The 24,831-nt window shown below is 74.2% G+C and carries 7 protein-coding genes; all 7 read right to left on the bottom strand.

Annotation, left to right across the window (positions count from 1 at the left end; genetic code table 11):
• Positions 1-40: 40 nt before the first annotated feature.
• The gene (locus tag HPY32_RS02230) at positions 41-8,800 is read right to left on the bottom strand and encodes a type I polyketide synthase (RefSeq protein ID WP_067582604.1); all 8,760 of its coding nucleotides are present in this window, start codon (positions 8,798-8,800) and stop codon (positions 41-43) included.
• Positions 8,801-8,821: 21 nt separating this feature from the next.
• Positions 8,822-19,711, bottom strand: coding sequence for a type I polyketide synthase (locus tag HPY32_RS46030; RefSeq protein WP_216675863.1), 10,890 nt, complete (start codon positions 19,709-19,711; stop codon positions 8,822-8,824).
• A 13-nt stretch (positions 19,712-19,724) separates the two neighbouring features.
• Positions 19,725-20,999 (bottom strand): cytochrome P450, encoded by a 1,275-nt coding sequence (locus tag HPY32_RS02185; protein WP_082870919.1) that lies wholly within the window; start codon positions 20,997-20,999, stop codon positions 19,725-19,727.
• Between the two features lie 82 nt (positions 21,000-21,081).
• The gene (locus HPY32_RS02180) at positions 21,082-22,293 is read right to left on the bottom strand and encodes a macrolide family glycosyltransferase (protein ID WP_067582598.1); all 1,212 of its coding nucleotides are present in this window, start codon (positions 22,291-22,293) and stop codon (positions 21,082-21,084) included.
• 25 nt (positions 22,294-22,318) lie between these two features.
• Positions 22,319-22,783, bottom strand: a complete 465-nt coding sequence (locus HPY32_RS02175) for a hypothetical protein (RefSeq protein ID WP_067582596.1) — start codon at positions 22,781-22,783, stop codon at positions 22,319-22,321.
• Positions 22,780-23,514 carry a TetR/AcrR family transcriptional regulator gene (locus tag HPY32_RS02170; protein WP_067582593.1) on the bottom strand — a complete coding sequence of 245 codons (735 nt, stop codon included), beginning with the start codon at positions 23,512-23,514 and terminating at the stop codon, positions 22,780-22,782. The genes HPY32_RS02175 and HPY32_RS02170 overlap by 4 nt, the downstream gene beginning before the upstream one ends.
• 49 nt (positions 23,515-23,563) lie before the next feature.
• Positions 23,564-24,823 carry a nucleotide disphospho-sugar-binding domain-containing protein gene (locus tag HPY32_RS02165; protein ID WP_067582590.1) on the bottom strand — a complete coding sequence of 420 codons (1,260 nt, stop codon included), beginning with the start codon at positions 24,821-24,823 and terminating at the stop codon, positions 23,564-23,566.
• Positions 24,824-24,831: the final 8 nt, after the last annotated feature.

The raw sequence follows: 24,831 nt of genomic DNA, 5'->3' as shown, positions 1-24,831 counted from the left end.
AGGGGCCCGGATCCAGTGGATTCGCTAGTATTTTCGCCCGCTACCCGCCCCGGATCTCGCTGATGAAGGCGAACAGCGCCTCGTCGTCGGCCTCGGCCAGCCGTTCCCGCGCCGAGGTCGCGCCGAGGGGGGTGTCCGGTTCGTCGTCGGTCTCCTCGAGGCCCGCCAGGATCTCGCGCAACCGCAGCCGCAGGTGTTCGCGGTGCTCGTCGGGGAGGTGGTCGCGGAGCCGGACGGCGAGCCGGTCGACGTCGGCGAGCACGGCATCGGTTCCGGCGGAGGCCAATTCGCGGTGCACCTCGGCGGCGAGCTCGCCGATCGAGGGGTGGTCGAAGGCGAGGGTGGTGGGCAGGTCCAGGCCGGTGGCGGCGCGGATGCGGTCGCGCAGGTCGACCGAGGTCAGCGAGTCGAGACCGAGATCGCGCAGCGGGGTCGCCGCGTCCAGCGCGGTCACCCGGGTGTGACCGAGCACCTCGCCGACCTCCGTGCGGACCAGGCCGGTGACCAGGTCGAGGCGGTCGGTGGGCTCGGCCCGATCCCAGGCCGCCCGCCACGGCGGGGTCGGCGCGTCCGCACCGCCCGCGTCCGCCACCGTCCGCTCGCCCGATCGCGTGCGGGTGGGCACGGCCAGGTCCGCCAGCAGCGCGGCGGGGCGCAGACTGGTGAAGGTGGCGACGAACCGTTCCAGGTCCAGGTCGGCGACGGCGACCACCGGCTCCGGGCCGCGGGCGAGGGTGGGCAGAACGTCAAGGGCGCGTTGCGGATCGATCGGCCGCAGCCCGCGTCGGGTCAGCGCGGCCCGCGCCTGCGGATCGCTCGCCATGCCGCCGCCGTCCCAGGGTCCCCAGGCGATGGCGACGGCGCGTTCCCCGGCCCGGCGACGGCGACGGACGATGGCGTCGGCCGCGGCGTTCGCCGCCGAGTACGCGCCCTGGCCGCCGCTGCCCCACACCCCGGCGACGGAGGTCAGGACGATGAAGTCCATATCGCGGCCGCGGGTGGCCGCGTCCAGGACGGCCGCGCCGACCGCCTTCGGGCGCGCGGTCGAGGCCAGCAGCGCGGGTTCCAGCGCGGTGAGGGGGGCGTCGTCGAGCACACCGGCCGCGTGCACGACGGCCGTCGGGGCGGGCCCGGTGTCCAGGTCGGCCAGCAGTGCGGTGACCGCCGCCTCGTCGGCGATGTCGAGCGCCGCGAAATGCACGGTGGCGCCGCGGGATTCGATGGCGGTGCGCAGGTCGTCGGCGCCGGGGGCGTCGGGGCCGCGGCGACCGGCGAGCACGATGCGGTCGGCGCCGTGCTCGGCGGACCACACCGCGATCCGCCCACCCAGCGCGCCGGTGCCGCCGGTGATCAGCACGGTTCCCGACGGCTGCCAGGATTCGGCGCCGACCGTGCGCGGCATGGCGGCGAGGCGGCGGGCGTGGGCCTGTCCGTCGCGGACGGCGATCTGGTCCTCGCCGCCCGCGGCGAGGGCCGCGGCCACCGCGCGGGCGTCGCGCTGGGCGTCGTCGGTGTTCGGCGGCAGGTCGAGCAGGCCGCCCCACAGGCCGGGGTGTTCCAGTGCCGCGCTGCGGCCGAGCCCCCACACGGCGGCGGCCTCCGGCGTCGCGGAATCGGGTTGGGCCGCACCGGGTTCGACGGCGCCGCGGGTCAGGCACCACAGCCTGGTCTCGGCGCCGGTCTGCTGGGCGGCGGCGAGCACGCGCACCAGGTCGGGGACGGCGTTCACGGTGTCCACGACGGCGAGCACACCGGCCGGGGGGATGTCGTCGGTCAGGGCCGCCCGCAGGTCCTCGTCGGTGGCGGTGACATCGGCGGCGAGCGCGTCGCGCAGGGCGGCGAGGGCCGCATCGATCGTGCCGTCGGTGTGCAGCAGCCACCGCCCGGACGGTGTCCCGGCGGCGAGGCCGAGCGGGGTCCACTCCTCGCGCAGGTAGGTCAGGCCGGTGGTGACCGGCGGCCAGAAGCGCTGGTGTTCGAAGGGGTAGGTGGGCAGGGTCAGGTGCGGGCCCGCGGTGGCGGGCCAGGCGGCGAATTCGGCTCCGTCGCACCACAGTTGGGCCAGTGCGCGGCGCAGGGTGGCGGCGGGGGGTTCGTCGCGGTGGCCGAGGCAGTGGGCGCGCGTGTCGTGATCGGTCCGGACGTGTCCGACCAGCGACGGGTGCACGCCGAGCTCGATCCACCGGGCCAGGCCGGTGGACTTGGCGGCGGCGGTGACGGCGTCGGCGAACAGCACCGGCTCGGTCAGCTGGGTCGCCCAGTGCGCGGGGTCGGCCCAGGCGCCGGGTTCGAGCATCCTGCCGGTGACCGTGGAGGCGACCGGGGTGTGCGGCGCGGACCAGCGCAGCTCGCCCGCGACGGCGGCCAGGGCGTCGGCGGCCGGGGCCATCAGGGGTGAGTGGAAGGCGTGGCTGGTGTGCAGCCGCGAGACGCGCAGCTCGGCATCGAGTCCGGTCAGGACCGCGTCCAGCGCGGCGGTGTCGCCGGACAGGACGATGCTGGTGGACGAGTTGCGTGCGGCGACAACCACTCCCGCGGGCAGGTCGGCGGCGAGCTCGGCGAGCGCGTCGGGCCGCCCGGACACCGCCGCCATGGATCCGTCCGCGGTGGTCTCGGACATGAGGCGGCCGCGGGCGACCACGAGGCGGGCGGCGTCGGCGAGGCCGAGCGCGCCCGCGGCGTGGGCGGCGGTGATCTCGCCGACCGAATGGCCAAGGAGCACGGCGGGTTCCAGGCCCCGGGCCTCGAGCAGCCGGTACGCGGCGATCTGGTAGGCGAACAGCGCGGGCTGGGCCCAGCGGGTGTCGGTCAGCGTCGCCTCGTCGCCCCAGCACACCTCGCGCAGGGGGCGGTCGAGGAAGGCGTCCAGCGCCGCGCACGCCTCGTCGAAGGCGGCCGCGAATGTCGGGTCGGCCGCGGCGAGTTCGCGTCCCATGCCGAGGCGCTGGGTGCCCTGGCCGGGGAACAGGATTCCGGTGCCGCCGGGCCGGGCGACGCCGGTGATCAGCGCGGGGTGCTGGTCGCCCCGGGCGAGTGCCGCGAGCGCGGCCGCGGCGGTGTCCGTGCCGGTCACGATGGCGGCTCGGTGCGGGAGCCGGGCCCGGCGGGCCAGCGTGGCCGAAAGGGCGTGCGGCGGCGTGGATTCCGGATCGATGTGCCGGGCGATCCGGTCGGCGGCGCGGGCCAGCGCCGTGGGGGTCGCGGCGGACAGCACCAGCGGCAGGTCGTCGCCCGCCGGGGTCGGCCGCTCGTCGGGGGCGGGCTGCGGTGCTTGCAGCAGCACCACGTGGGCGTTCGTGCCGGAGATGCCGAACGACGAAATGCCCGCGCGCCGAACGCCGCTCGGTCCGGTCGGCCAGGATCGGCCCTGGTCGACCAGTTCGAGGACCGATTGGTCCCAGTCGACGAATCGGGACGGCTCCTGCACGTGCAGGGTGGCGGGGACCCAGCCGTGTTCCATGGCCAGCACCATCTTGATCAGACCGGCCATCCCGGCCGCTCCCTGGGTGTGGCCGATATTCGACTTCACCGAACCCAGCAGCAGCGAGCGGTCGCGCGGTTCGGCCCCGAAGACGCGTTCGAGCGCACCCGCTTCGATGGGATCGCCCAGCGCGGTACCGGTTCCGTGGGCCTCGAGCACGTCGACGTCGGCGGGGCCGAGGCCAGCCGTCGCCAGCGCCTGGGCGATGACGCGTTCCTGTGCCGGACCCGAGGGGGCGGTCAAACCATTGGAGGCGCCGTCGGATCCGACCGCCGAACCACCGACCACGGCCAGGACTCGGCCGCCGCGTTCGCGGGCCGCGCTCAATCGCTCGACCACCACGACGCCGCAACCCTCGCTCCAGCCGGTGCCGCCCTCGCCCTCGGCGAAGGCGCGGCAGCGGCCGTCCGGTGAGAGGCCGCCGACCCGGGAGAATTCCATGAATGCCCCGGGGCCGGACATGACGGTGACACCGCCGACGACGGCTCGGGAGCATTCGCCGCCCTGTACCGCGCCGACGGCCTGATGCAGGGCCACCAGCGAGGACGAGCACGCGGTATCGACCGTGACCACCGGGCCGGACAGGCCCAGGAAGTAGGCGATGCGGCCGGACAGGACGCTGGCCGCATTGCCCGTTCCCAGGTGGCCGCCGACATCGACGCCCGAACCTATCAGCGCGCCAACGTAATCCTGGCCATTGGTGCCGACGAACACGCCGGTTCGGCTGTCCCGCAACGACAGCGGATCGATACCCGCGTCTTCCAATGCCTCCCACACCACTTCGAGCAGCAGCCGCTGCTGCGGGTCCATGGCAAGGGCCTCACGCGGCGAGATGCCGAAGAACCCGGCATCGAAACCGGCCGCGTCGGACAGGAATCCGCCGCCGGGGCCCGCGGCGACCACCTCCGGGTCCCAGCCGCGGTCGTCCGGGAGCGGGCCGATGGCGTCCCGGCCCTGGACCAGCAACTCCCAGAAGCCGTCCGGATTCTCCGCGCCGCCGGGGAAGCGGCAGCCCAGACCCACGATCACGATCGGATCGTCGTCGACCGGCTGCCGCCGGGACACCTCCGGGACGAGCGTGTTCGTGTGGCCGCCGAGCAGATTCGTCAGGTGGTCGGCGAGCCGCCGCGGCGTCGGGTAGTCGAAGGCCAGGGTGGGCGACAGCCGCTGGCCGGTGGCGGCCGCGAGGCGGTTGCGCAGTTCCACCGAGGTCAGGGAATCGAAACCGAGGCTGCGGAATTCGTGTTCGGCGCCGATGGCCGCGGCCGCGTCCGGGCCGCGATGCCCGAGCACCGTCGCCGCCGAGGTCCGGACCAGGTCCAGGACCGCATTGAGCTGTTCGCGGCGGGGCAGATTCGCCAGGCGGGACCAGGAGGCGGGTTCGGGTGCGTTGTCCGCCACCGGTTCTCGCGCGGCCGACGGCACCAGGTCGCGCCAGGCGGCGGGCAGGGCCGGGCCGAGCGCGGCGAGCCGGTCGCGGCGCACGGCGGTGGCGACCACCATCGGTTCGGGGCGGCGGCGCGCGGCATCGAACAGGGCGAGCGCCGACTCCGCGGAAAGGCCGGTGAGGCCGCCGCTTTCGCGCCGCCGCTCGGTGGCCGCGTCGGCCCCGTCGGCCATTCCGGCGCCCAGCGCCCAGGGTCCCCACGCAATGGTGCGGCGGCGGGCGCCCTCGAGGCGGCGGGCGGTGGCCCAGGCATCCAGTGCGGCATTGGCCGCGACATAGGTGGACTGGCCCGCCGACCCCAATACGCCTGCCACCGAGGAGAACACGACGATCTCGGTGTCGTCGGCCACGGCGGCGTCGAGGGCGGCAATGGCATCGATCTTGGCGCGCAGCGTGGCGAGCAGCCGCTCCGGGGTCTGGTTCGCGAGCAGCCCGTCGTCGAGCACACCGGCGGCGTGCACGACCAGCGACGGCGGCGCGGGCAGGTCGGCCAGCACGGCCGCGAATGCCGCCGGGTCGGCCGCATCGCAGGCCACGATGTCGATGGTCGCCCCGGATTCGGCGAGGTCCGCGCGCAATTCGGCCGCGCCGGGGGCGTCCGGGCCGCGGCGGCTCAGCAGGACCAGATGGGTGGCGCCGGAGGCGATCAGGTGGCGGGCCACGGCGGCGCCCACCCCACCCGTGCCGCCCGTGATCAGGACCGGGCCGTCGCCGATCGGCGCGCTATCGATGGTGTCGGCGGATTCGATTGCGGCCCAGCGGGGTCCGCGGCGCTGGTCGTCGCGGACGGCGACATCGGGTTCGTCCGAGGTGGGACGGTGGTGCGGCGCGGCGTCTTCCGGTGTGGAGCCGACCGGGAGGTCGAGGAGCCGGAAGCGGTCGGGTGTCTCGGCGAGCGCGGCGAGCGCGAGGCCGCGCACGGCGGCCTGGGCGGGATCGGGCCGGTCGCCCGGTGCGGCGGCGACCGCGCCGTGGGTGACCACGACGCGGAGGGTGGTGTCGTCCTCGGTCAGGGCGTCCTGGAGCGCGGCCAGCGCCCGGGTCGCGGTCTCGGCCACCGGAATTCCCGGCTCCACCGAGATCCAGTGCACCGGTTCGGGTTCGGCGGCGGCCACGGCGTCGGCGATCTCGCGCCACTCGACCGCGTACAGCGCGGCATCGTCGGTATCGTCGGCGGGCACCGGGATGGGCGGCCAGAAGCGCTGGTGGGTAAAGGGATACGTGGGCAGGTCGACGTGCGGGCCGGGCGCGCGGCCGGGCGCGATCCAGCGGGGCAGGTCCGCCCCGGCGCACCACGCGGCGGCGGCCGCCCGGTGCGCGGCGAGCCACGGATCCAGGTCGCGGTGGCCGAGCGCAGCCGCGGCGGTGTCGGGGTGGTCGGTGGCGATATGGCCGATCAGGCTCGGATGCGCGCCGAGCTCCAGCACGCGGCCCGCGCCGAATTCGCCGATCGCCTCCGAGACCGCCTCCGCGAAGCGGACGGTCGCGGTGAGCTGGGTGGACCAGTAGCCGGGCTCGGCCCAGGTGTCCGGTTCGATCTCGTGCCCGGTCACGGTGGACACCACGGGCAGCCGCGGCGGCGACCAGCGCAGGTCCGCGACCGCCGCGGCGAGCGGGGCGGCGGCGGGCGCCATCAGCGGGGAGTGGAAGGCGTGGCTCGTGCGCAGCCGCGAAATCCGCACCGCCGCACCGGCTGTGGCAAGCACGGCGTCGAGCGCTGCGGTGTCGCCGGACAGCACGATGCTGGACGAGGAGTTGCGGGCGGCCACCGCCACGCCGTCGGGCAGCCGCTCGGCCAGGGCGGCGAGGGTGTCGGGGTCGCCGGACAGCGCCGCCATCGCGCCGCGGCCGGGCAGGTCGGCCATGGCCAGCGCGCGGGCGGCGACCAGCCGCGCGGCGTCGGCCAGCTCGAGCGCGCCCGAGAGGTGCGCGGCGGCGATCTCGCCGACCGAATGGCCGATCAGGACATCGGGGACCAGACCCCAGGATTCGAGCAGCCGAGCGGCGGCGATCTGGTAGGCGAACAGCGCGGGCTGGGCCCAGCGGGTGTCGGTCAGCCTCTCCTCGTCGCCCCAGACGATATCGCGGAGTGGTTGTCCCAGCAGGGGATCCAGGGCGGCGCAGGCCTCGTCGAAGGCGCGCGCGAAGTCCGGGAACCGGTCGGCGAGCCCGCGGCCCATGCCCAGCGATTGCGAGCCCTGGCCGGGCAGCACCAGCGCGGTGCCGCCGCGCCGGACGAATCCGGTGACCACATCGGGCGTTTCGGTTCCGGCGGCGAGGGCGGCCAGCGCCGGTGCGCGGTCGGTGCCCGGCAGCAGCACCGCGCGGTGGGAGAGCGCGGCGCGGCGGTGGGCCAGCGCGGCGGAGATATCGGCGTCGCGCAACTCGGTGCGCTCGGCCAGGGCGCCCAGGCGTCCGGCGAGGGCCGCGAGGGCGTGCGGGTCGCGGGCGGACACCAGCCAGGGCAGCGGCTGTTCCGGGTCGAGGTCGTCCGAATCATTCGGGGCGGCAGGGGCTTTCGGCGGCTGTTGCAGCAGTACGTGCGCGTTCGTCCCGGAGATGCCGAAGGCCGACACACCCGCGCAGCGCACGCCGCCGGACTCCGGCCACGCCCGCCCCTCGGCCACCAGTTCCAGCACCGTGGCGTCCCAATTCACGTGCCGCGACGGCACATCCACGTGCAGGGTCGCCGGGACCCAGCCCCGGCGCAGGGCCAGCACCATCTTGATCACCCCGGCCATACCGGCGGCGGCCTGGCTGTGGCCGATATTCGATTTCACCGAACCCACCAGCAGCGACCGGTCCCGGGACGCGGCGCCGAACACCCGGGCCAGCGCGCCCGCCTCGATGGGATCGCCCAGCGCGGTACCGGTTCCGTGCGCCTCCACCACGTCCACCTGGCCCGGGGTCAGTCCCGCGGCGGCCAGCGCATCGGAGATCACCCGCTCCTGGGCGGGGCCCGACGGGGCGGTCAGGCCGTTGGACGCGCCGTCGGAGCCGACGGCGGTGCCCGCCACCACGGCCAGCACCCGCCCGCCCCGCGCCCGGGCGGCGCTGAGCCGCTCGACCACGACGACGCCGCAGCCCTCGCTCCACCCGGTCCCGCCCGCGTCGTCGGCGAAGGCCCGGCAGCGGCCGTCCGAGGACAGGCCGCCGACGCGCGAGAACTCCACGAACGCACCGGGACTCGACATGACCGCCACGCCGCCGACCACCGCGCGGCCGCATTCCCCGCTGCGCACGGCGCTCACCGCCTGATGCAGGGCCACCAGCGACGACGAGCACGCGGTGTCCACGGTCACCACCGGGCCCAGCAGGCCGAGCGAGTACGCCACCCGGCCCGCCACGACGCTGAGGGTGTTGCCCGTCATCACGTGCCCGGTGACGTCCTCGGTGAGATGCACCAGGGTGGCGGCGTATTCGTGGTTGCTGGCGCCGATGAACACGCCGGTGCGGGTGTCGCGCAGCGAGAGCGGGTCGATGCCCGCGTCCTCCAGCGCCTCCCACACCACCTCCAGCAGCAGCCGCTGCTGCGGGTCCATGGCCAGCGCCTCGCGCGGCGAGATGCCGAAGAACGCGGCATCGAAACCGGCCGCGTCGGAGAGGAATCCGCCGCCGGGGTGCTCGCGCACCAGCCTCGGGTCCCAGCCCCGGTCCTCCGGCAGCGGGCCGATGGCGTCGCCGCCGCGCATCAGCAGGTCCCAGAGGCCGTCCGGGTTCGCCACGCCGCCCGGATACCGGCAGCCCATGCCCACGATCACGATCGGATCGTCGTTCGCCCTGCGGAGTTCCGCGTTCTCCTGGCGCAGCCGCTCGTTGTCCGCCAGCGACTTGCGCAGCGCGGCGACGACCTGTTCGGAAGAAGTTGCCATGCCTAGTGACTCCGTAATCGCTCAGGACGCGTCCGGGCCCATGGCCATCCGGACGAGTTCGTCCACGTCGAGTGCTGTGTAGTCCACGCCCGATTCGGGCTCGGGCGCCGGCGGCTCCTCCGGCCGCGGCTCGTCGGGGACGAGCTGCTCGCCGAGGTAGCGGGCCAGCGCCGTCGGGTTGGAATGGTCGAAGACCACGGTGCTCGGCAGCGCCAGGCCGGTGCGGACGCCGAGGCGGTTGCGCAGTTCGACGGCGGTCAGCGAATCGATGCCGAGGTCGGAGAAGCTGTCCATCGCGTCGATGTCGCCGCCACCGGAGTGGCCGAGGACGGTGGCCGTGGTCCGGCGCACCAGATCGACCAGCGTCCGGCGGCGCGCGGCGGCGTCGAGGGTGCGCAGCCGGTCCACGAGATCCGCTGCCGCCGAGGACTCTTCGGCCGCGGCGGCCGAGGACTGCCAGGTCCCGCCCGCCTGCGCCGCGACCAGCCCGGACAGCACGGCCGGGACGGGGCCGCGGGCCAGCGTGCGCCGATCGATGAGCAGGGCGAGGACCGGGCCCGCCGGGTCGTGCCAGGCGGCGTCGAACAGCGCGAGACCGTCGTCCGGCGCGAGCGCGGGCACGCCGGAGCGGGCCATGCGCCGCCGATCGGTCTCGCTCAGCGCGTCGGCCATGCCGCCGACCCCGGTCCACGGGCCGTAGGCGATGCTCGTCGCGGGCAGGCCCTCGGTGGCACGACTGGCCGCGAGCGCGTCCAGCGCCGCGTTGGCCGAGGCGTACGCGCCCTGACCGGGTGCGCCGAGCACCCCGGCGGCGGAGCTCAGCACCACGAACCGCGCCAGGTCGGCCCGGCGGGTGAGCTCGTCCAGGTGCCGCGCGCCGTCGGTCTTGGGGGCGTGCACGGCGGCCAGCGCGTCCGGCGTCAGCTGCTGCACGATGCCGTCCCGCAGCACGCCCGCGGCGTGCACGACCGCGGTCAGCGGGTGCTCGGCGGGGACTGTGTCCAGCAGCGCCGCGACCTGATCGCGTTCTGCCACATCGCAAGTCGCGACGGTGACGTCGGCGCCGAGTTCACGCAGCTCGGCGCACAGTTCGCCCGCGCCGTCGGTGGCCGCGCCGCGGCGTCCGGCGAGCAGCAGGTGCCGCGCGCCGTGCCGGGTGACCAGGTGCCGGGCCAGGACCGCGCCCAGGCCACCGAGTCCGCCGGTGATCAGGACGGTGCCGTCGGGGTCGAGCGCGGCGGGCACCGTGAGCACGACCTTGCCGATGTGCCGGGCCTGGCTGAGGTAGCGGAACGCGGTCCGCGCCTGCCGCACGTCCCAGGCGGTGACGGCCGGTGCGGTGATCGCGCCCCGCTGCACGAGCCGGACCAGCTCGCCCAGCATGCGGCCGATGCGCTCGGATCCCGCGTCGGCGAGATCGAATGGGCGGTAGTCGACGCCGGGGTGATCCGCGGCGACGGCGGCGGCGTCGCGGATGTCGGTCTTGCCCATCTCCAGGAACGATCCGCCGCGCGGCAGCAGCCGCAGCGAGGCGTCCACGAACTCGCCCGCGAGCGCGTCCAGCACCACGTCGACGCCCTGCCCCTCGGTGGCGGCCAGGATGCGCTGCTCGAATTCCAGTGTGCGCGAGGAGGATACGCGATCCTCGCCGAGGCCCAGCGCGGCCAGCGTGGCCCACTTGCCGGGGCTGGCGGTGGCGTGGATATCGGCGCCCAGGTGCCGGGCGATCTGCACCGCGGCCATGCCGACCCCGCCCGCGGCGGCGTGGATGAGCACGCGCGTGCCGGGGCCGACCTTGGCGAGCTCGGTCATCGCGTAGTAGGCGGTCAGGTGGGCGACGGGGAAGGCCGCGCCCTGCGCGAAACTCCAGCCGTCCGGGAGGGTGTGCACGGAGCTGCGGTCGGCGACCGCGACCGGACCGAACGCGCCGGGGAACATGCCGAGCACCCGGTCGCCGACGGCGAGATCGGTGACGGCCGAACCGATTTCGGTCACCACACCGGCACCCTCCAGACCGAAGTCGGGGGCGTCGCCGGGGTACATGCCCAGGGTGTTGAGCACGTCGCGGAAGTTGACGCCCGCGGCGCGGATCGCGATCCGCACCTGATCCGGCGCCAGCGCCCGCAGGCCGCGCGGGTCGGCCTCGAGGGCGAGCCCGTCCAGGGTGCCGCGCTCGCGGATGACGAGCGACCAGGCGTCCGCGTCCGGGACCGGCAGGAACCGGTCGTCGGTGGCGCGGGGCACCGAGAGCGCACCGGCGCGCAGCGCGGCCTCCGGCAGCCCGCCGCGGGCCGCGGCGGCGACGCCGTCGAGGGTGTCGGCGTCCAGCAGGGCGAATCGGCCCGAGTGCTCCGAGGCCGCGGACCGGACCAGGCCCCAGGCCGCCGCGCCGCCGAGATCGACGGGCAGCGAACGCTCGGGACCCGCCGCGCCGCAGGTGATCACGGTGAGCCGCCCGGCGGGGCGGTCCAGCCAGGGCCGGATCAGGTCCAGGGTGCGCCGGGCGGCGACGGCCGGGGCGAGGCCGGGCTCGAGCACGGCGAGCGCGTCGCCCGCCGGGACCGCCTCGACGGATTCGACACGGGCACAACCGGATACGTCGGTGCCGATGGAAACGGGTGCGGCGGTGGTGTTTTCGGGCATCGGGGCACCGATCCAGTCCACTCGCAACGGGTTCGGGCCCGCCCCGGCGGCGATCCGACGGCTGTCGACGGCGCGCAGGGTGAGCCTGCCGACGGTGACGATCGGGTCGCCGGTCGCGGTGAGCAGTTGCACGGCCACGGTGTCGGCGCCGACCCGGGTCAGCCGGGCGCGGGCCGCCGCGGCCCCGGCGCCGTGCAGGCGAACGTCGGCCCAGGCGAAGGGCAGTCGGCCCGACGGGGCGGGGCGGTCGGAGGCCGCGTCGGTGGCGTCGAGATTCAGGTGTGCGGCGGCGTGCAGCGCGGCGTCGAGCAGCGCGGGATGTACGCCGTAGCGGCCCGCGTCGGCGGAGAACGGTTCGGGCAGAGCCAGTTCGGCGAGCACCTCGCCGTCCGTACCGGGCCGCAGGGTTCGCAGGCCGCGGAAGGCGGGGCCGTAGGCGAACCCGGCGGCCGCGAGCTCCGCGTACAGCGTCTCCCCCGCCGTGACGGTGTCCGCCGGAGTCTCGGCGGGCAGCGGGTGGGGGTCGTCGCCGGGGGTGTCGTCGGCGGACAGGATGCCGTCGGCGTGCAGGGTCCAGGTCGCGCCGTCGGTGCAGCCGTGGATCCGGATGGTGCGGCGGCCGTCGGCAGTCTCCGGGTCGACGCTCACCTGGACCTGTACGGTGCCGTCGCGGCCGAGGGTCATCGGCGCGACGATCGCCAGGTCGAGCACGCGCGGCGCACCCAGCCGGTCGCCGGACAGCAGCGCCAGTTCCAGCAGGGCGGTGCCGGGGACCAGGACCGCGGAGCCGATGCGGTGATCGGCGAGCCACGGGTGTTCGGCGACCGCGAATCGGCCGGTGAACAGCTGCGTTCCGGTGCCCGCGAGTTCCGCCGCGGCGGTGAGGACGGGGTGGCCGGTGCCGGTCAGGCCCAGTGCCGCGAGGTCCCGGCCGCGCCGGGACGGCCGCGGCCAGTAGCGCGTGTGCTGGAACGGATAGGTCGGCAGTGCGACCGCCGGTCCCCGTGCGGCCACGCCGGTGAGGCGGGTCCAGTCCACATTGCCGCCGTGCGTCCACAGGCGGGCGAGCCCGGCGCGCACGGTTCGCGGTGTGCAGGAACGGGATTCGCCGAAGGACAGCGCCACCGCGCCCGGCAGCGCGCGCCCGGCGGCGGTGAGCCCGGCCAAGCGTGCGGCCGTCAGGGTGGTGAGCGTTGCGTCGGGCCCGATTTCAACGAATCGGGTCACCCCGCGATCGGCGAGGGTGTCGACCGCCTCCGCGAATCTGACTGTGGCGCGGGCGTGTTCGACCCAGTACGCGGGATCGGTCATGGCCTCGGGGTCGAGCGCGGCGCCGGTCACCGTGGATACCACGGGCAGGGTGGCGGGCCGCAGGTCCAGCGCGGCCACGGCGGTCTCGAAGCGATCCAGGATCGGTTCCATGAGCGGCGAGTGGAAGGCGCAGCTGACCTGGAGGCGGCGCACCCGGCGGCCGCGGCCCTCGAGGATGGCCGCCACGGCGGCGGTCGCCGCGGCCGTCCCGGACACGACCACCGCGTCGTCGTCGTTGATCGCCGCCAGCGCGACCGGCCCGTGCCGCTCGCCGACCTCGTCGAGGACGGCCAGCACCTCGTCCGAACCGGCCCGCACCGACCACATCTCGCCGCCCGCGGGCACCTGCGACATCAACTCGGCGCGCGCCGTGACCAGGGCCGCGAGATCGGGCAGAGCGAGAACCCCGGCGATGTGGGCCGCGGTGAGCTCTCCGATGGAGTGCCCGGCGACCACATCGGGCCGCAGCCCGAAGTGCTCGGCCAGCCGATAGAGGGCCACCTCGTGCGCGACGATCGCACACTGCGCCCACCGGGTGTCGGCCAATGCCCGCTCGTCCTCCCGAATCACCGCGCGCAGCGACCGATCCGCGAGGGCATCGAAGGCCGCGAGCACGGCATCATGAGCCGCGGCGAATACCGGAAAGACCCGCAACTCCTCCGACATACCCGGCCGCTGAGTGCCCTGCCCGGCGAACAGAACCGCAGTGGCACCCTCGGTCGCGGTACCGGTAACGAGCGTCGGATGCTCCCCGCCCGCCGCCAGCGCCGCCAACCCTCCGGCAAAGTCCGGACCGAGCAGCACCGCCCGCCGAGAATGACTGGCCCGCTGTGTGATCAGCCCGCGCGCAATCTCAGCGTCAGCGAGAGTGGTGTCACCACTGCCGATGTCACCGCCGGTGCCATCGACACCGCTGGTAAACACGTCGGCCGAAGCCCCATTCGTCTTCCCGGCGTGAGTCCCACTCGTCATCCCGGTGGGAGCCCCACTCGTGACCCCGGCGTCAGTCCCACTCGCGAACCCGGCATCGGTCCCGCTCACGATCCCGGCGTCGACCCCCCTCGTGATCCCGGCGTCGGCCCCGCTCGCGATCCCGGCGTCGGCCCCACTCGTGATCCCGGCATCAGTCCCACTCGCGAACCCGGCATCAGTCCCACTCGCGAACCCGGCATCAGTCCCACTCGCGAACCCGGCATCAGTCCCACTCATGATCCCGGCGTGCTTTTGGCCGGGATCTTCTGTGGCGGGGGGGATTCCGGCCAAAAGCGTGCCGGAATCGTGGGGGGAAGTTTCGTTGGGGGTGGGGGTGGTGCGGTGGGTGTGTAGGGCTGCGGCCGTGGCGGCTAGGGCTTCTGGGCTGCGGGCCGATAGTGGCATGACGAGGTTGTCGGGGGTGGGGGGTGTGGGGTCGGGTGTTGTTGGGGGCGGGGCCTGTTCGAGGACGATGTGGGCGTTGGTGCCGCTGAAGCCGAAGGAGGAGACTGCGGCGCGGCGGGGGTGGCCGGTGTCGGGCCAGTGTTCGGTGGTTTGGAGCAGGCGGATGCCGCCGGTCCAGTCGATCAGGGGGGTGGGGGTGTCGGCGTGCAGGGTGGCGGGGAGGATGCCTGCGCGCAGGGACAGGACGGTTTTGATGACACCGGCGACACCGGCTGCGGCTTGGGTGTGGCCGAGGTTCGACTTGACCGAGCCGAGGCGCAGGGGGTGCTTGCGGTCCGCGCGGCCGTAGGTCGCGAGGAGTGCCTCGGCCTCGATGGGGTCGCCGAGTGCGGTGCCGGTGCCGTGGGCCTCGACGGCGTCGACGTCGGCGGGGGTGAGTCCGGCGGCGGCGAGGGCGGCGCGGATTACCGCCTGCTGGGCCGGGCCGTTCGGGGCGGTGAGGCCGTTGGAGGCGCCGTCGGAATTCACCGCGCTGCCGCGCACCACCGCCAGCACCTCGTGGCCGCGGGCGCGGGCGTCGGACAGCCGCTCGAGCATGAGGACGCCGACGCCCTCGCCCCAGCCGGTGCCGTCCGCGTCGGCGGAGAACGCCTTGCAGCGGCCGTCGGCGGCCAGCCCGCCCTGGGCGGTGAATTCGATGAATGCCGACGGGGTGCTCATGACGCTGACGCCCGCGGCGAGCGCGTATTCGCATTCGCCCGCGCGCAGCGCGATCGCGGCCTGGTGCAGCGCGACCAGCGAGGCGGAGCAGGCGGTGTCGACGGTCAGCACGGGCCCGCGCAGGCCGAAGGTGTAGGCGATCCGCCCGGACAGCACGCTGGCGGCATTGCCCGTACCCAGGTGCCCGACGACCTCCTCGTCGGACTCGGTGAGCAGCGAGGTGTAGTCCTGCCCGTTGGTGCCGACGAACACGCCGGTCGCGCTGCCGCGCAGCGCATTCGGGTCGATCCCGGCGGATTCGAATGCCTCCCAGCAGGTTTCGAGCAGCAGGCGCTGCTGGGGATCCATCGCCAGCGCCTCGCGGGGGGAGATGCCGAAGAACGCGGCGTCGAATCCGGTGACGTCGGACAGGAATCCGCCGGTCGTGGTCGCCACCGGGCTGGTGGCGGGATCGCCGAGGCCGGTGAGGTCCCAGCCGCGGTCGGTGGGCATGCCGCCCAGCGCGTCCCGTTCGGCGAGCAGCAGCCGCCACAGGTCGGCGGGATTGCGCACGCCGCCCGGGAAGCGGCACGACATGCCCACCACCGCAATGGGTTCGGTGCTGTGGGCCACGACGCGCGTACTAGTTGCGGGCGCGGCGTCGGCGCAGAGCAGACCGGCCACCGCGCGGGGGGTCGGATAGTCATAGACGAGCGCGGCGGGCAGGGTCGCGCCGGTGGCGCGCTGCAGGGCATTGCGCAGTTCGACGGCCATCAGCGAGTCGACACCGAGTTCGGCGAAGGCGCGGTCGGGGGCGATGGCGTGCGCGCGCTCCCCCTCGTAGCCGATGACCCGGGCCAGGGTGGCGGACACCAGGTCCAGGGCGGCGCGCTCGTCGAGCGGTCCGGCCGTGGCGGCGTCGGGCCGGGGAACGGTCAAGGGGCGCAACACCTCCGGGCGTTCGCCCCCGGTTCCCGATTGGTACCGGCCGATCACGCGGAGGGGTAGGACCGCGTCCGCGTCGGTGCGCAGCGCCGTATCGAAGGCGGCGAGCGCGTCGGCTTCGGTGAGGGCGTCCACCCCGGCGCGCCGGGCGCGGGCGAGGGTGCGGCCGGTTCCCATGCCGGTTGTGTCGCCGAAATTCCAGAGTCCCCAGGCGATCGACAGTCCGGGGGCTCCGCGGCGGCGACGCCGGGCCAGGATCGCGTCGAGCGCGGCATTGGCGGCACAGTAGTTGGCCTGGCCCGCCGCGCCGAGAACCGAAGCGGCGGAGGAGAAGGCGATCAGCGGCACGTCCGGGAAGGCCGCGTCCAGGACCAGGGCCGCCCGCACCTTGGGCCGCAGCACGGTGGCCAGCCGCTCGGCGTCGAGATCGGCGAGCACACCGTCGTCGAGGACTCCGGCGGCGTGCACGACCGCGCGGATCGGATGCTCGGGCTCGACGGCGGCGCGCGCCGCCGCGACGGCCGCCGGATCGGCGGCGTCACCCGCGAACAGCACGGCCCGGGTTCCGAGCGCGGCCAGTTCCTCGACCATGATCTCGGCGTCCGGGGCTTCGGGTCCACGGCGGCTGAGCAGCAACAGGTTTCGGACACCGCGCGCCGCCAGGTGGCGGCACACCGCGCGACCGACCGCGCCGGTCGCCCCGGTCACCAGGACCGTGGCGGCCTCGTCGAGGCCGTCGAAGGCATCGGGTTCCGCGCCGGGGGCCGGGGCGGCGGCCAGGCGCGGCGCGAAGGCGCCGCTGCCGCGCACGGCGACCTGGGCGTGGCCGGTGGCGAGCGCGGTCGCGACGGCGGCCCGGGCGTCGATCTCCGGGGCGGCGTCGACCAGCAGGATGCCGCCGGGGGATTCGGACTGCACGGCGCGGACCAGGCCGGTGACCGCGGCGGCCCACGGCTCGGGTGCGGCCTCGCCGCCGATATCGACGCCGCCGCGGGTCACCACCGCGAGCATTCCCGAGTCGTCCTGCTGCCCTTGCAATTCCACGAGGACATCGGTCGACCGGTCGAGTATGCGCTGGTAATCGTCTGCGGCGGAGGGTGTTTCGGCCAGGTCCAGGATCCGGATGCCGGGGTCGGCGGCCGGGTCGACGACCGGGACCGGGTGCCAGCGCAGGACGTGCAGGTCGCCGGGGAGCTCGTCGCGGTCCGGGAGCGCGCCCGACAGCCAGAAGCGGCGGCGCGCAAAGGGATCGATGGGCGGGGTCGCGGCGGCGGCATCGGCCGCGGGCACCCAGCCCGGCAGGGATTCGCCCGCGCACCACAGGGTGGCGGCGGCGCGATGCGCGGCGGTGCGGGCATCGCCGTCGCGGTCGCCGAGGCAGGTCACCGGCACGCCGGGGTGGTCGGCGACCACGTGCGCGGTCAGCGACGGGTGCGGCCCGATCTCGATCCAGCGGGCCGCGGCGGCGGTGGCGACGGCGTCGGCGAAGCGCACCGGCTCGGTGAGCTGGGTGGCCCAGTAGCGCGGGTCCGACCAGGTGTCGGGGTCGACGGCGCGGCCGGTAAGGGTGGAGACGACCGGAATGGTCGGCGCGTGCCAGGTCAGCCGGGCCGCGGCGGCGGCCACCGCGTCGGCGGCGGGGGCCATGGCGGGCGAGTGGAAGGCGTGGCTGGTCACCAGCCGGGAGACGCGCAGCTTCGAATCGACCCCGGCGACAACGGATTCCAGGACCTCGGCGGCGCCCGATAGCACCAGGCTGGTCGTGCTGTTGACCGCCGCCACCGAAAGCCCTTCCGGCAATCGGCCGGTGAGGGCCGCGAGGGCTTCGGGATTGCCGGATACGGCGGCCATCGCGCCGCCGCGCGGCAGGTCACCCATGGCGGTGGCGCGGGCGGCGACGAGCCGGGCGGCGTCGGCGAGCGACAGCGCGCCGGACAGGTGCGCGGCGGCGATCTCGCCGATCGAATGCCCCACCAGCACACCGGGTTTCAGGCCGAGCGCGGCGAGCCAGCGGTATCCGGCGACCTGCATCGCGAACAGGGCGGGCTGGGCCCAGCGGGTGTCGGCGAGCAGCTCGGGGTCGGTGCCCCACAACACATCGCGCAGCGCGCCGGGCAGCAGCCCGTCCAGCGCGGCGCACACCTCGTCGAAGGCGGTGGCGAAAGCCGGTGCGGCAGTGCACATGTCCCGGCCCATGCCGAGACGTTGCGCGCCCTGTCCGGGCAGCAGCACGCCGGTCGGCCCGGAAACGACGGAGCCGGTGACGAATCCGCCGGGTGCGTCGAGCGCGTCCGCGGGCGAACCGCCCCGGACCAGTGCGACGCCGCGATGATCGAAGACCGTGCGGCTCGCCAGGGTGGCCGCGACCGCGGGCGCGGCGGGCGATTCGGCCTCGCGGCCCGCCCGGGTCCACCAGGACGACAGCCGCCGCGCCGAGGCCGCGACGGCCTCCGGCGAGCGAGCCGAGAGCAGCAGCGGCACAATGGAATCCGCGTCGGTACTCGCGTACGGCGCTGCCGCCGGTTCCGGTTCCGGCGCCTGCTCGATGATGACGTGCGCGTTGGTGCCGCTGACGCCGAACGCGGAGATGCCCGCGCGGCGCGGGCGGCCGGTCTCGGGCCAGTCGATGCGCTCGGTGAGCAGCGCGACCGCGCCCGCATCCCAATCCACCTTGCTGGACGGGGTTTCCACGTGCAACGTCTTGGGGAGCCTCCCGTGCTCCATCGCCTTGATCATCTTGATCACACCGGCAACACCCGCGGCAGCCTGCGTATGACCGATATTCGATTTGATCGACCCGAGCCACAGCGGCCGCTCCCGCCCCTGCCCATAGGTCGCCAGCAACGCCTGCGCCTCGATGGGATCGCCCAGCACCGTGCCGGTGCCGTGCGCCTCCACCGCATCGACCTCGTTCGGCGACAACCCCGCCGAACCCAACGCCGCACGAATAACACGCTGCTGCGACGGACCATTCGGCGCGGTCAAACCACTCGACGCACCATCGGAATTCACCGCCGACCCACGCACCAACCCCAACACCCGACGACCCGCCGCCAGCGCATCACTCAAACGCTCCAACAGCACCAGCCCGACACCCTCACCCCAGCCGGTCCCGTCCGCACCCTCGGCGAACGACTTGCACCGGCCGTCCGCGGACAGGCCGCGGTGGCGGGCGAACTGCACGAAGGTGACCGGGGTCGACATCACGGTGACGCCGCCCGCCAGGGCCATCGAGCACTCCCCCGCCCGCAGCGCACGCGCCGCCAGATGCAGCGCGACCAGCGACGACGAGCAGGCGGTATCGATGGTGACCGCCGGGCCCTCCAGGCCGAAGGTGTAGGCGACGCGGCCCGACGCGATGCTCGGGGCGCTGCCGTTGCCGAGATGGCCCTCCACCTCGGACACGTCGGCGATCGGCCGGGTGGCGTAGTCGTTGTACATCACGCCCACGTACACCCCGGTGCGGCTGCCGCGCAGATCCGACACCGCGATCCCGGCGCGTTCGGTTGCCTCCCAGGCGGTTTCGAGCAGCAGCCGCTGCTGCGGGTCGGTCGCCAGCGCCTCGCGCGGGGTCATGCCGAAGAATTCCGGATCGAATTCGGCGGCGTCGTGCAGGAATCCGCCCTCCCGGGTGTAGGTGGTGCCCGGGTTGTCGGGGTCGGGGTTGTAGAGCGCGCCGAGGTCCCAGTCCCGATCGGACGGGAACCCGGAGATCGCGTCGGCACCGGTGTCGACGAGCTCCCACAGGTCCTCGGGCGAGCGCACATCGCCCGGATAGCGGCACGCCATCCCGACGATGGCGATCGGCTCGGCATCGGCCGCGGCCCGGCGCTCGTGGTCGGCCAGCTTCGCCCTGGTCCGTTGCAGATCCACGGTGACGCGCTTGAGGTAGGACCGTAGCTGCGCCTCGGTCGCCGACGGTGTCGACTCGGTCATGCTCCCGCTTCCCTCACGCCCGCCGGCTCGGGACGATCCGCAACGGCAGGTGCCGGGCGCCGAGCACATTGTCCTGATGCCACCGCAACTCCTCGTCGCGCCGGACCTGGACGTCGTCGAACCGCTCCAGCATCAGCTCCATCGCGATCTTGCCCTCCATCCGCGCCAGCGAGGCGCCCAGGCAGTGATGGATGCCGTGCCCGAAGGCGATCTGCATCGACTCGGATCGGTTGGGGCGGAACGCATCCGGGTCCTCGAAGACCCGCTCGTCCCGGTTGGCCGACAGCAGCCACAGGTGGATGACCGCGTTCTCCGGCAGCTGCTCACCGCAGAGCTCGACCGGGCCGGTGGTCACCCGCTCGATGGCCAGGAACGGCGGGCGCAGGCGCAGCACCTCCTCGAGCACCGCGGGGATGCGGGACGGGTCCGCGCGCAGCGCCGCCCACTCACCCGGGGCGGTGTCCAGGCACAGCAGGGTGTTGCCGAGCAGCACGGCCGTGGTCACGTGCCCGGCGAGCAGCAGCAACGCCGCGAAGTTGATCGCCTCGCGATCGGTGAGGGTGCGGCCGTCGACCTCGGCGGCGACCAGGGTGCCGATCAGGTCCGCGGCGGGCTCGGCTCGCCGGATGTCCACGCGCCCCTGCAGGTAGTCCCGCATCTCCAGGATGGTGGTGTTGAGCCGGGCCGCGCCCTCGGGGTCGTCCATCTTGTCGGTCAGCAGGCAGTCCGCCCACTTCTGGAATTTGTCGAGGTCGTCGAACGGGACGCCGAGCAGCTCCGCGATCACGGTGACCGGCAGCGGATTGGCGAAGGTGTCGACCAGGTCGACCTCGACGCCGCCGTCCGCATCCGGTGTGCGCGCGGCGATGTCGTCGAGCAGTTCGGCGGCGAGTTCGGCGATCCGGGTGCCGAGATCGTTCACCCGGCGCGCGCTGAACGCCTTGGTGACCAGCCGGCGCATGGTGCGGTGCCACGGCGGATCCATCAGCAGCAGGGTGCCCGGCGGCGGGGATTCGGTGCCGCCGCTGGGGCGGGTCACCGTATCGGAGGAGTAGGTCGCGGGATCGGAGACGACGGCGATCAGGTCGGCGTGCCGGAACAGGTGGTAGTGGCCCCGGTCGTCGCGCCAGATCGGACCCGCGGCGCGCCGGACCCGCAGCCACTCGAGAAGCGTTGCGCCACCGTCGGTTTCCACCGGCGGTGGCGAACCGAGCGCGAGCAGGGCGCCGGGATCGGCGTCCGTGAGGGCACCGACGCCGAGCGGGGTGGCCGTGCGGGATGAAGTCATGACGCTCCCTGGAGTGTCGACCGAGTCGTTTATTGAAGAACAACACGGACGGCGCGGGACCCTGAAGCGTCGGCGGCGGTTTCTAGTGGAACACCGCAATCCTGGACTCGATCAGATCGGCGGCGGCGCGCGCCCCGCCGCCCGCGGCGACGGCCGCCCGCATCCGGGCGACCCGATCGCGCACCGCGGCCGAGGTGCGCACCAGGTGCAGGGCGCGGGCGATGTGGGCGGCGGTCGCGGTCTCCGGGTCGAGCGCGCAACCCAGGCCGAGGCCGGACACCCGCCGGGCCACCATCCGCTGCTCGCCGGTCTGCGGCAGGTCGACCAGCGGGACGCCGTGCGCCAGCGCCTCCATCGTCGAGTTCATGCCCGCGTGCGAGACGAACGCGGCGGCGTGGCGCAGCACCGCCAGCTGCGGGACCCGGCGGTGCAGCTCGACGTGCTCGCCGAGGGGGCCGAGCGCCGCCGGGTCGACCTCGCCGAGCGCGACGACGGCGTGCGCCCCCTCCCGCTGCGTCGCCTCGACCGCCCGGCGCAGCAGCGCCGCCGACCCGTCGTAGTGCAGGGTGCCCAGCGAGACCAGCACGACGGGGCGGCCCGAGGGCGGCGGCGACCAGCCGGTGTCGTCGGCGCCGGACCGCAGGCACGGGCCGACGAAGTGGTACCGCTCGTCGAAGGTGTTCTCGCCCAACTGGAATGCGCGCGGCAGGAACACCAGCCAGCACCGCTCCCCCGCGCCGGACAGGAACTCCGGGACCGTGACGTGCCGCAGCCCCCAGGCGTCCAGCGCGGTGCGAACGACGGCGGCGGCCTGGCGCAGCAGCGGATGATCGGGGCCGGGCGCGGGAATATCGGCGGCGGCGGTGTACGGCGAGTACGTCTCGTTCTCCGCGAAGGTCGGGCAGACCACGACCGAGGGCACCTTCCAGGCCAGCGACAGCATCCGGCCCGCGGCGCAGCCGAGCACGTCGTAGACGACGACATCGGGCCGGTCCGCGCCCAGGGACGCGACGATCGACGGCAGCGGGGTGAGCGTCTCGTGGATCATGTCGATGTGGGCGCGGGCGAGTTCGTCGCCGCTGGGGTGCAGCGGGATCTCGACCCCGGACCAGCCGGGCGGCACCAGCGAGGGATAGGCCAGCATGCGCGCCCCGGTGGCCTCGACGATCTCGCGGTAGTCCTCCGAGACCACGAAGCTCACCCGGTGCCCGCGCCGGACCAGTTCCTCGACCACCGGCAGCGTGGGGTTGATGTGGCCGCTGGCCGGATACTGGATGAGCAGGATGTGCGCCATCGGTGCCTCGGCCCGGCCGCCCCGATCAGCGGGCGGCGCGGCGACGGCGACGGCGGTTCGGCAACTGTTTCCAGCCCGGGAACATGGCGTCGACCTCCGGGCGGCGGACGATGTAGACCACGCCCAGCAGGAGCAGCAGCTGCACCACCTGCTCGCCGCGCATCCACATCGGGTATTCGCCGGGCACGCAGATGACGATGAGCATGCCGATGGGGCCGAACAGGGCGGACCGGTGCAGGCGCTGCAGGGCGACGGGCGAGGTCTGCACGCCGCGGTTGAGCCAGAACACCAGCGCGATGTAGACCAGCGACAGGGCGAATGCCGCGCCGACACGGTTCCACGCCTGGGACGGCAGGTGGGGTGAGCGGATGGCGCCGATCAGCAGGATCGTGGCCAGCACGGCGTTCACCAGGACCAGCACGCGCAGCCGGTTGTACCAGGGGCGCCAGCGCGCGGCGGCGTCGGCGGTGGGGGTGGTGGGGAGGGTCATCGCGGGTCTCCTGCGGGGGGAACGAAACGCAGCGATCGCTCGAACAGGTCGGCGATGCGGGCACCCACATCGTCATCCCGGCATGCACCCACATCGTCATCCCGGCATGCACCCATATCGTCATCCCGGCATGCGCCTATATCGTCATCCCGGCGTGCTTTCGGCCGGGAAACGTCGGCGGGCTCGTGCATCCGCTGCGCGAGCGCCATGTGGATGGCACCGCGCACCGCGACCGCGACGACGTGGGGATCGAGGGCGTCCGGGGTGCCGAGTTCGGCTTGGGCCCCGGCGACGAGGTCGGCGACGATCTGCACGCCGGCGGCCTCGATGTTCTCGCCGTAGGACTCCTCCTGCTTGCGCTGGCCGGAGGAGATCTCGAACAGCGCGGCCATCTCGGCGGGGTGCCCCGCGATGTAGGACAGCGACGCCTCGATGTAGGCGCGCAGGGCGGCGAGCCTGCCGGGGGCCTCGCGCACGCGCGGGCCGACCTCGGCCTCCGCCCCGGCCAGGACCGTCGCGACGACCTCGGACATCAGCTCGGCCTTGCCGTCGAAGTAGTAGGAGATCATGCCGACGCTGCTCAGGCCCGCGGTGCGGGCGATCTTGCCCAGCGAGGTCTTGGCGTAGCCGACCTCGGCGAGCGTCGCGATCGCGGCCCGCACGATCTGGTCGCGGCGGGCGACCTCGGTGAACGTGCGTTCTCGCAAGACCGCGCCATTATCCGAAGACATGTGCTGAGATTAGCACGCATTTCCGAGATCTTGCACAACCATACAAAAATCAGTATGCCGCGGCGATCTCCTCCAGCCGGGGCACGACGGCGGCCGGGGTGGGCATGGCGGCCACCTCCGCGGCGAGCGCGGCGGCGGCCTGCGGGGCACCGGATCCGGGGGCGAGCAGCTTGTCCAGGGCGTCGCGCACGGTGTCCGGGCGCGCCTGCGTGTGGTGGAAGAACCGGCCCGCGCCGGTGCGTTCGAACGCGCGGCCCCGGAACTCGTTGTCGGCCAACGAGGTCGACACCATGAGCTGCGGAATTCCGGCGGCGAGCGCGGTGGCGAAGGAGCCGAAGCCGCCGTGGTGCACGATCGCGGCGCAGGTCGGCAGCAGCAGGTGCAGCGCCACCGGATCGACCAGGCGCGCGGTGGCGGGCAGCGGTCCGGCCGCGCGCACCGCCTCCTGCTGGGCGGGCAGCAGGGTGGCCACCACCTCGAAGTCGGCGTCCGCACACGCCCGCAGCACATTGGGCACCGAAACGTAGTCCGCCCCATAGCCTTCGGTGTTGGCGGTGCCGAGGGTGAGGCAGACGCGGGGCCGCTCGGCCGGGGCGCGCAGCCAGTCGGGGGTGCTGGCCGGGCCGTTGTGCGGGATGTACCGCATGGGGAGCTCGGTCAGATCCGACGGCAGGCGCAGCGGGGGCGGGAGCATGTCGATGGTGGCGAGCCCGTCGGAGATCACCTCGTCGTAGGTCGTGCCGAAGCGGGCGGCCGCCTCGCCGAGCCACGCGGCGAGCGGGTCGGCGGTGCGGGCGGGATCCGCCGCGCGCAGCCCGCGGAAGGTGCGGCGGGTGCGGCCCCACACGTCCGCGGACCACAGCAGCCGGACCTGCGGCACGTGCCCGACGTGGGCGGCGAGACCGGCCGCGAAGGCGATCGGGTCGCGCACGACCAGGTCGGGCCGCCAGTCGCGGACCAGATCCACCAGGTCGTCGACCATGTGGTCGTTGTAGAGGGCGAACCCGTACGGCACGCTCACCTCGTACCGTTCCAGCAGCTCCGGCCAGCTCACCTCGCCCGGCTCGCAGCGGCTCCAGTTGGTGGTGGGCTCGTCCTGGGTCTCCGGCGGGGCCGCGGCCATGAGCTCGTGGATGGTGCCCTCCGAGCTCAGCGGGGCCGCGGTCAGGCCGGTCTGCTGCACCGTCGGCACGAACGACGGCGGGGCCGTCACGCGCACCTGGTGTCCGGCGGCGGTCATCGCCCAGGCGAGCGGCACCATGCAGTACAGGTGGGACCGCTCGGGCAGGCATGCGAACAGCACGCGCATGGTCGAAT

The sequence above is a fragment of the Nocardia terpenica genome (genome assembly GCF_013186535.1).
GTDB lineage: Bacteria > Actinomycetota > Actinomycetes > Mycobacteriales > Mycobacteriaceae > Nocardia > Nocardia terpenica.
This window is presented reverse-complemented; position numbering and strand designations above follow the sequence as displayed.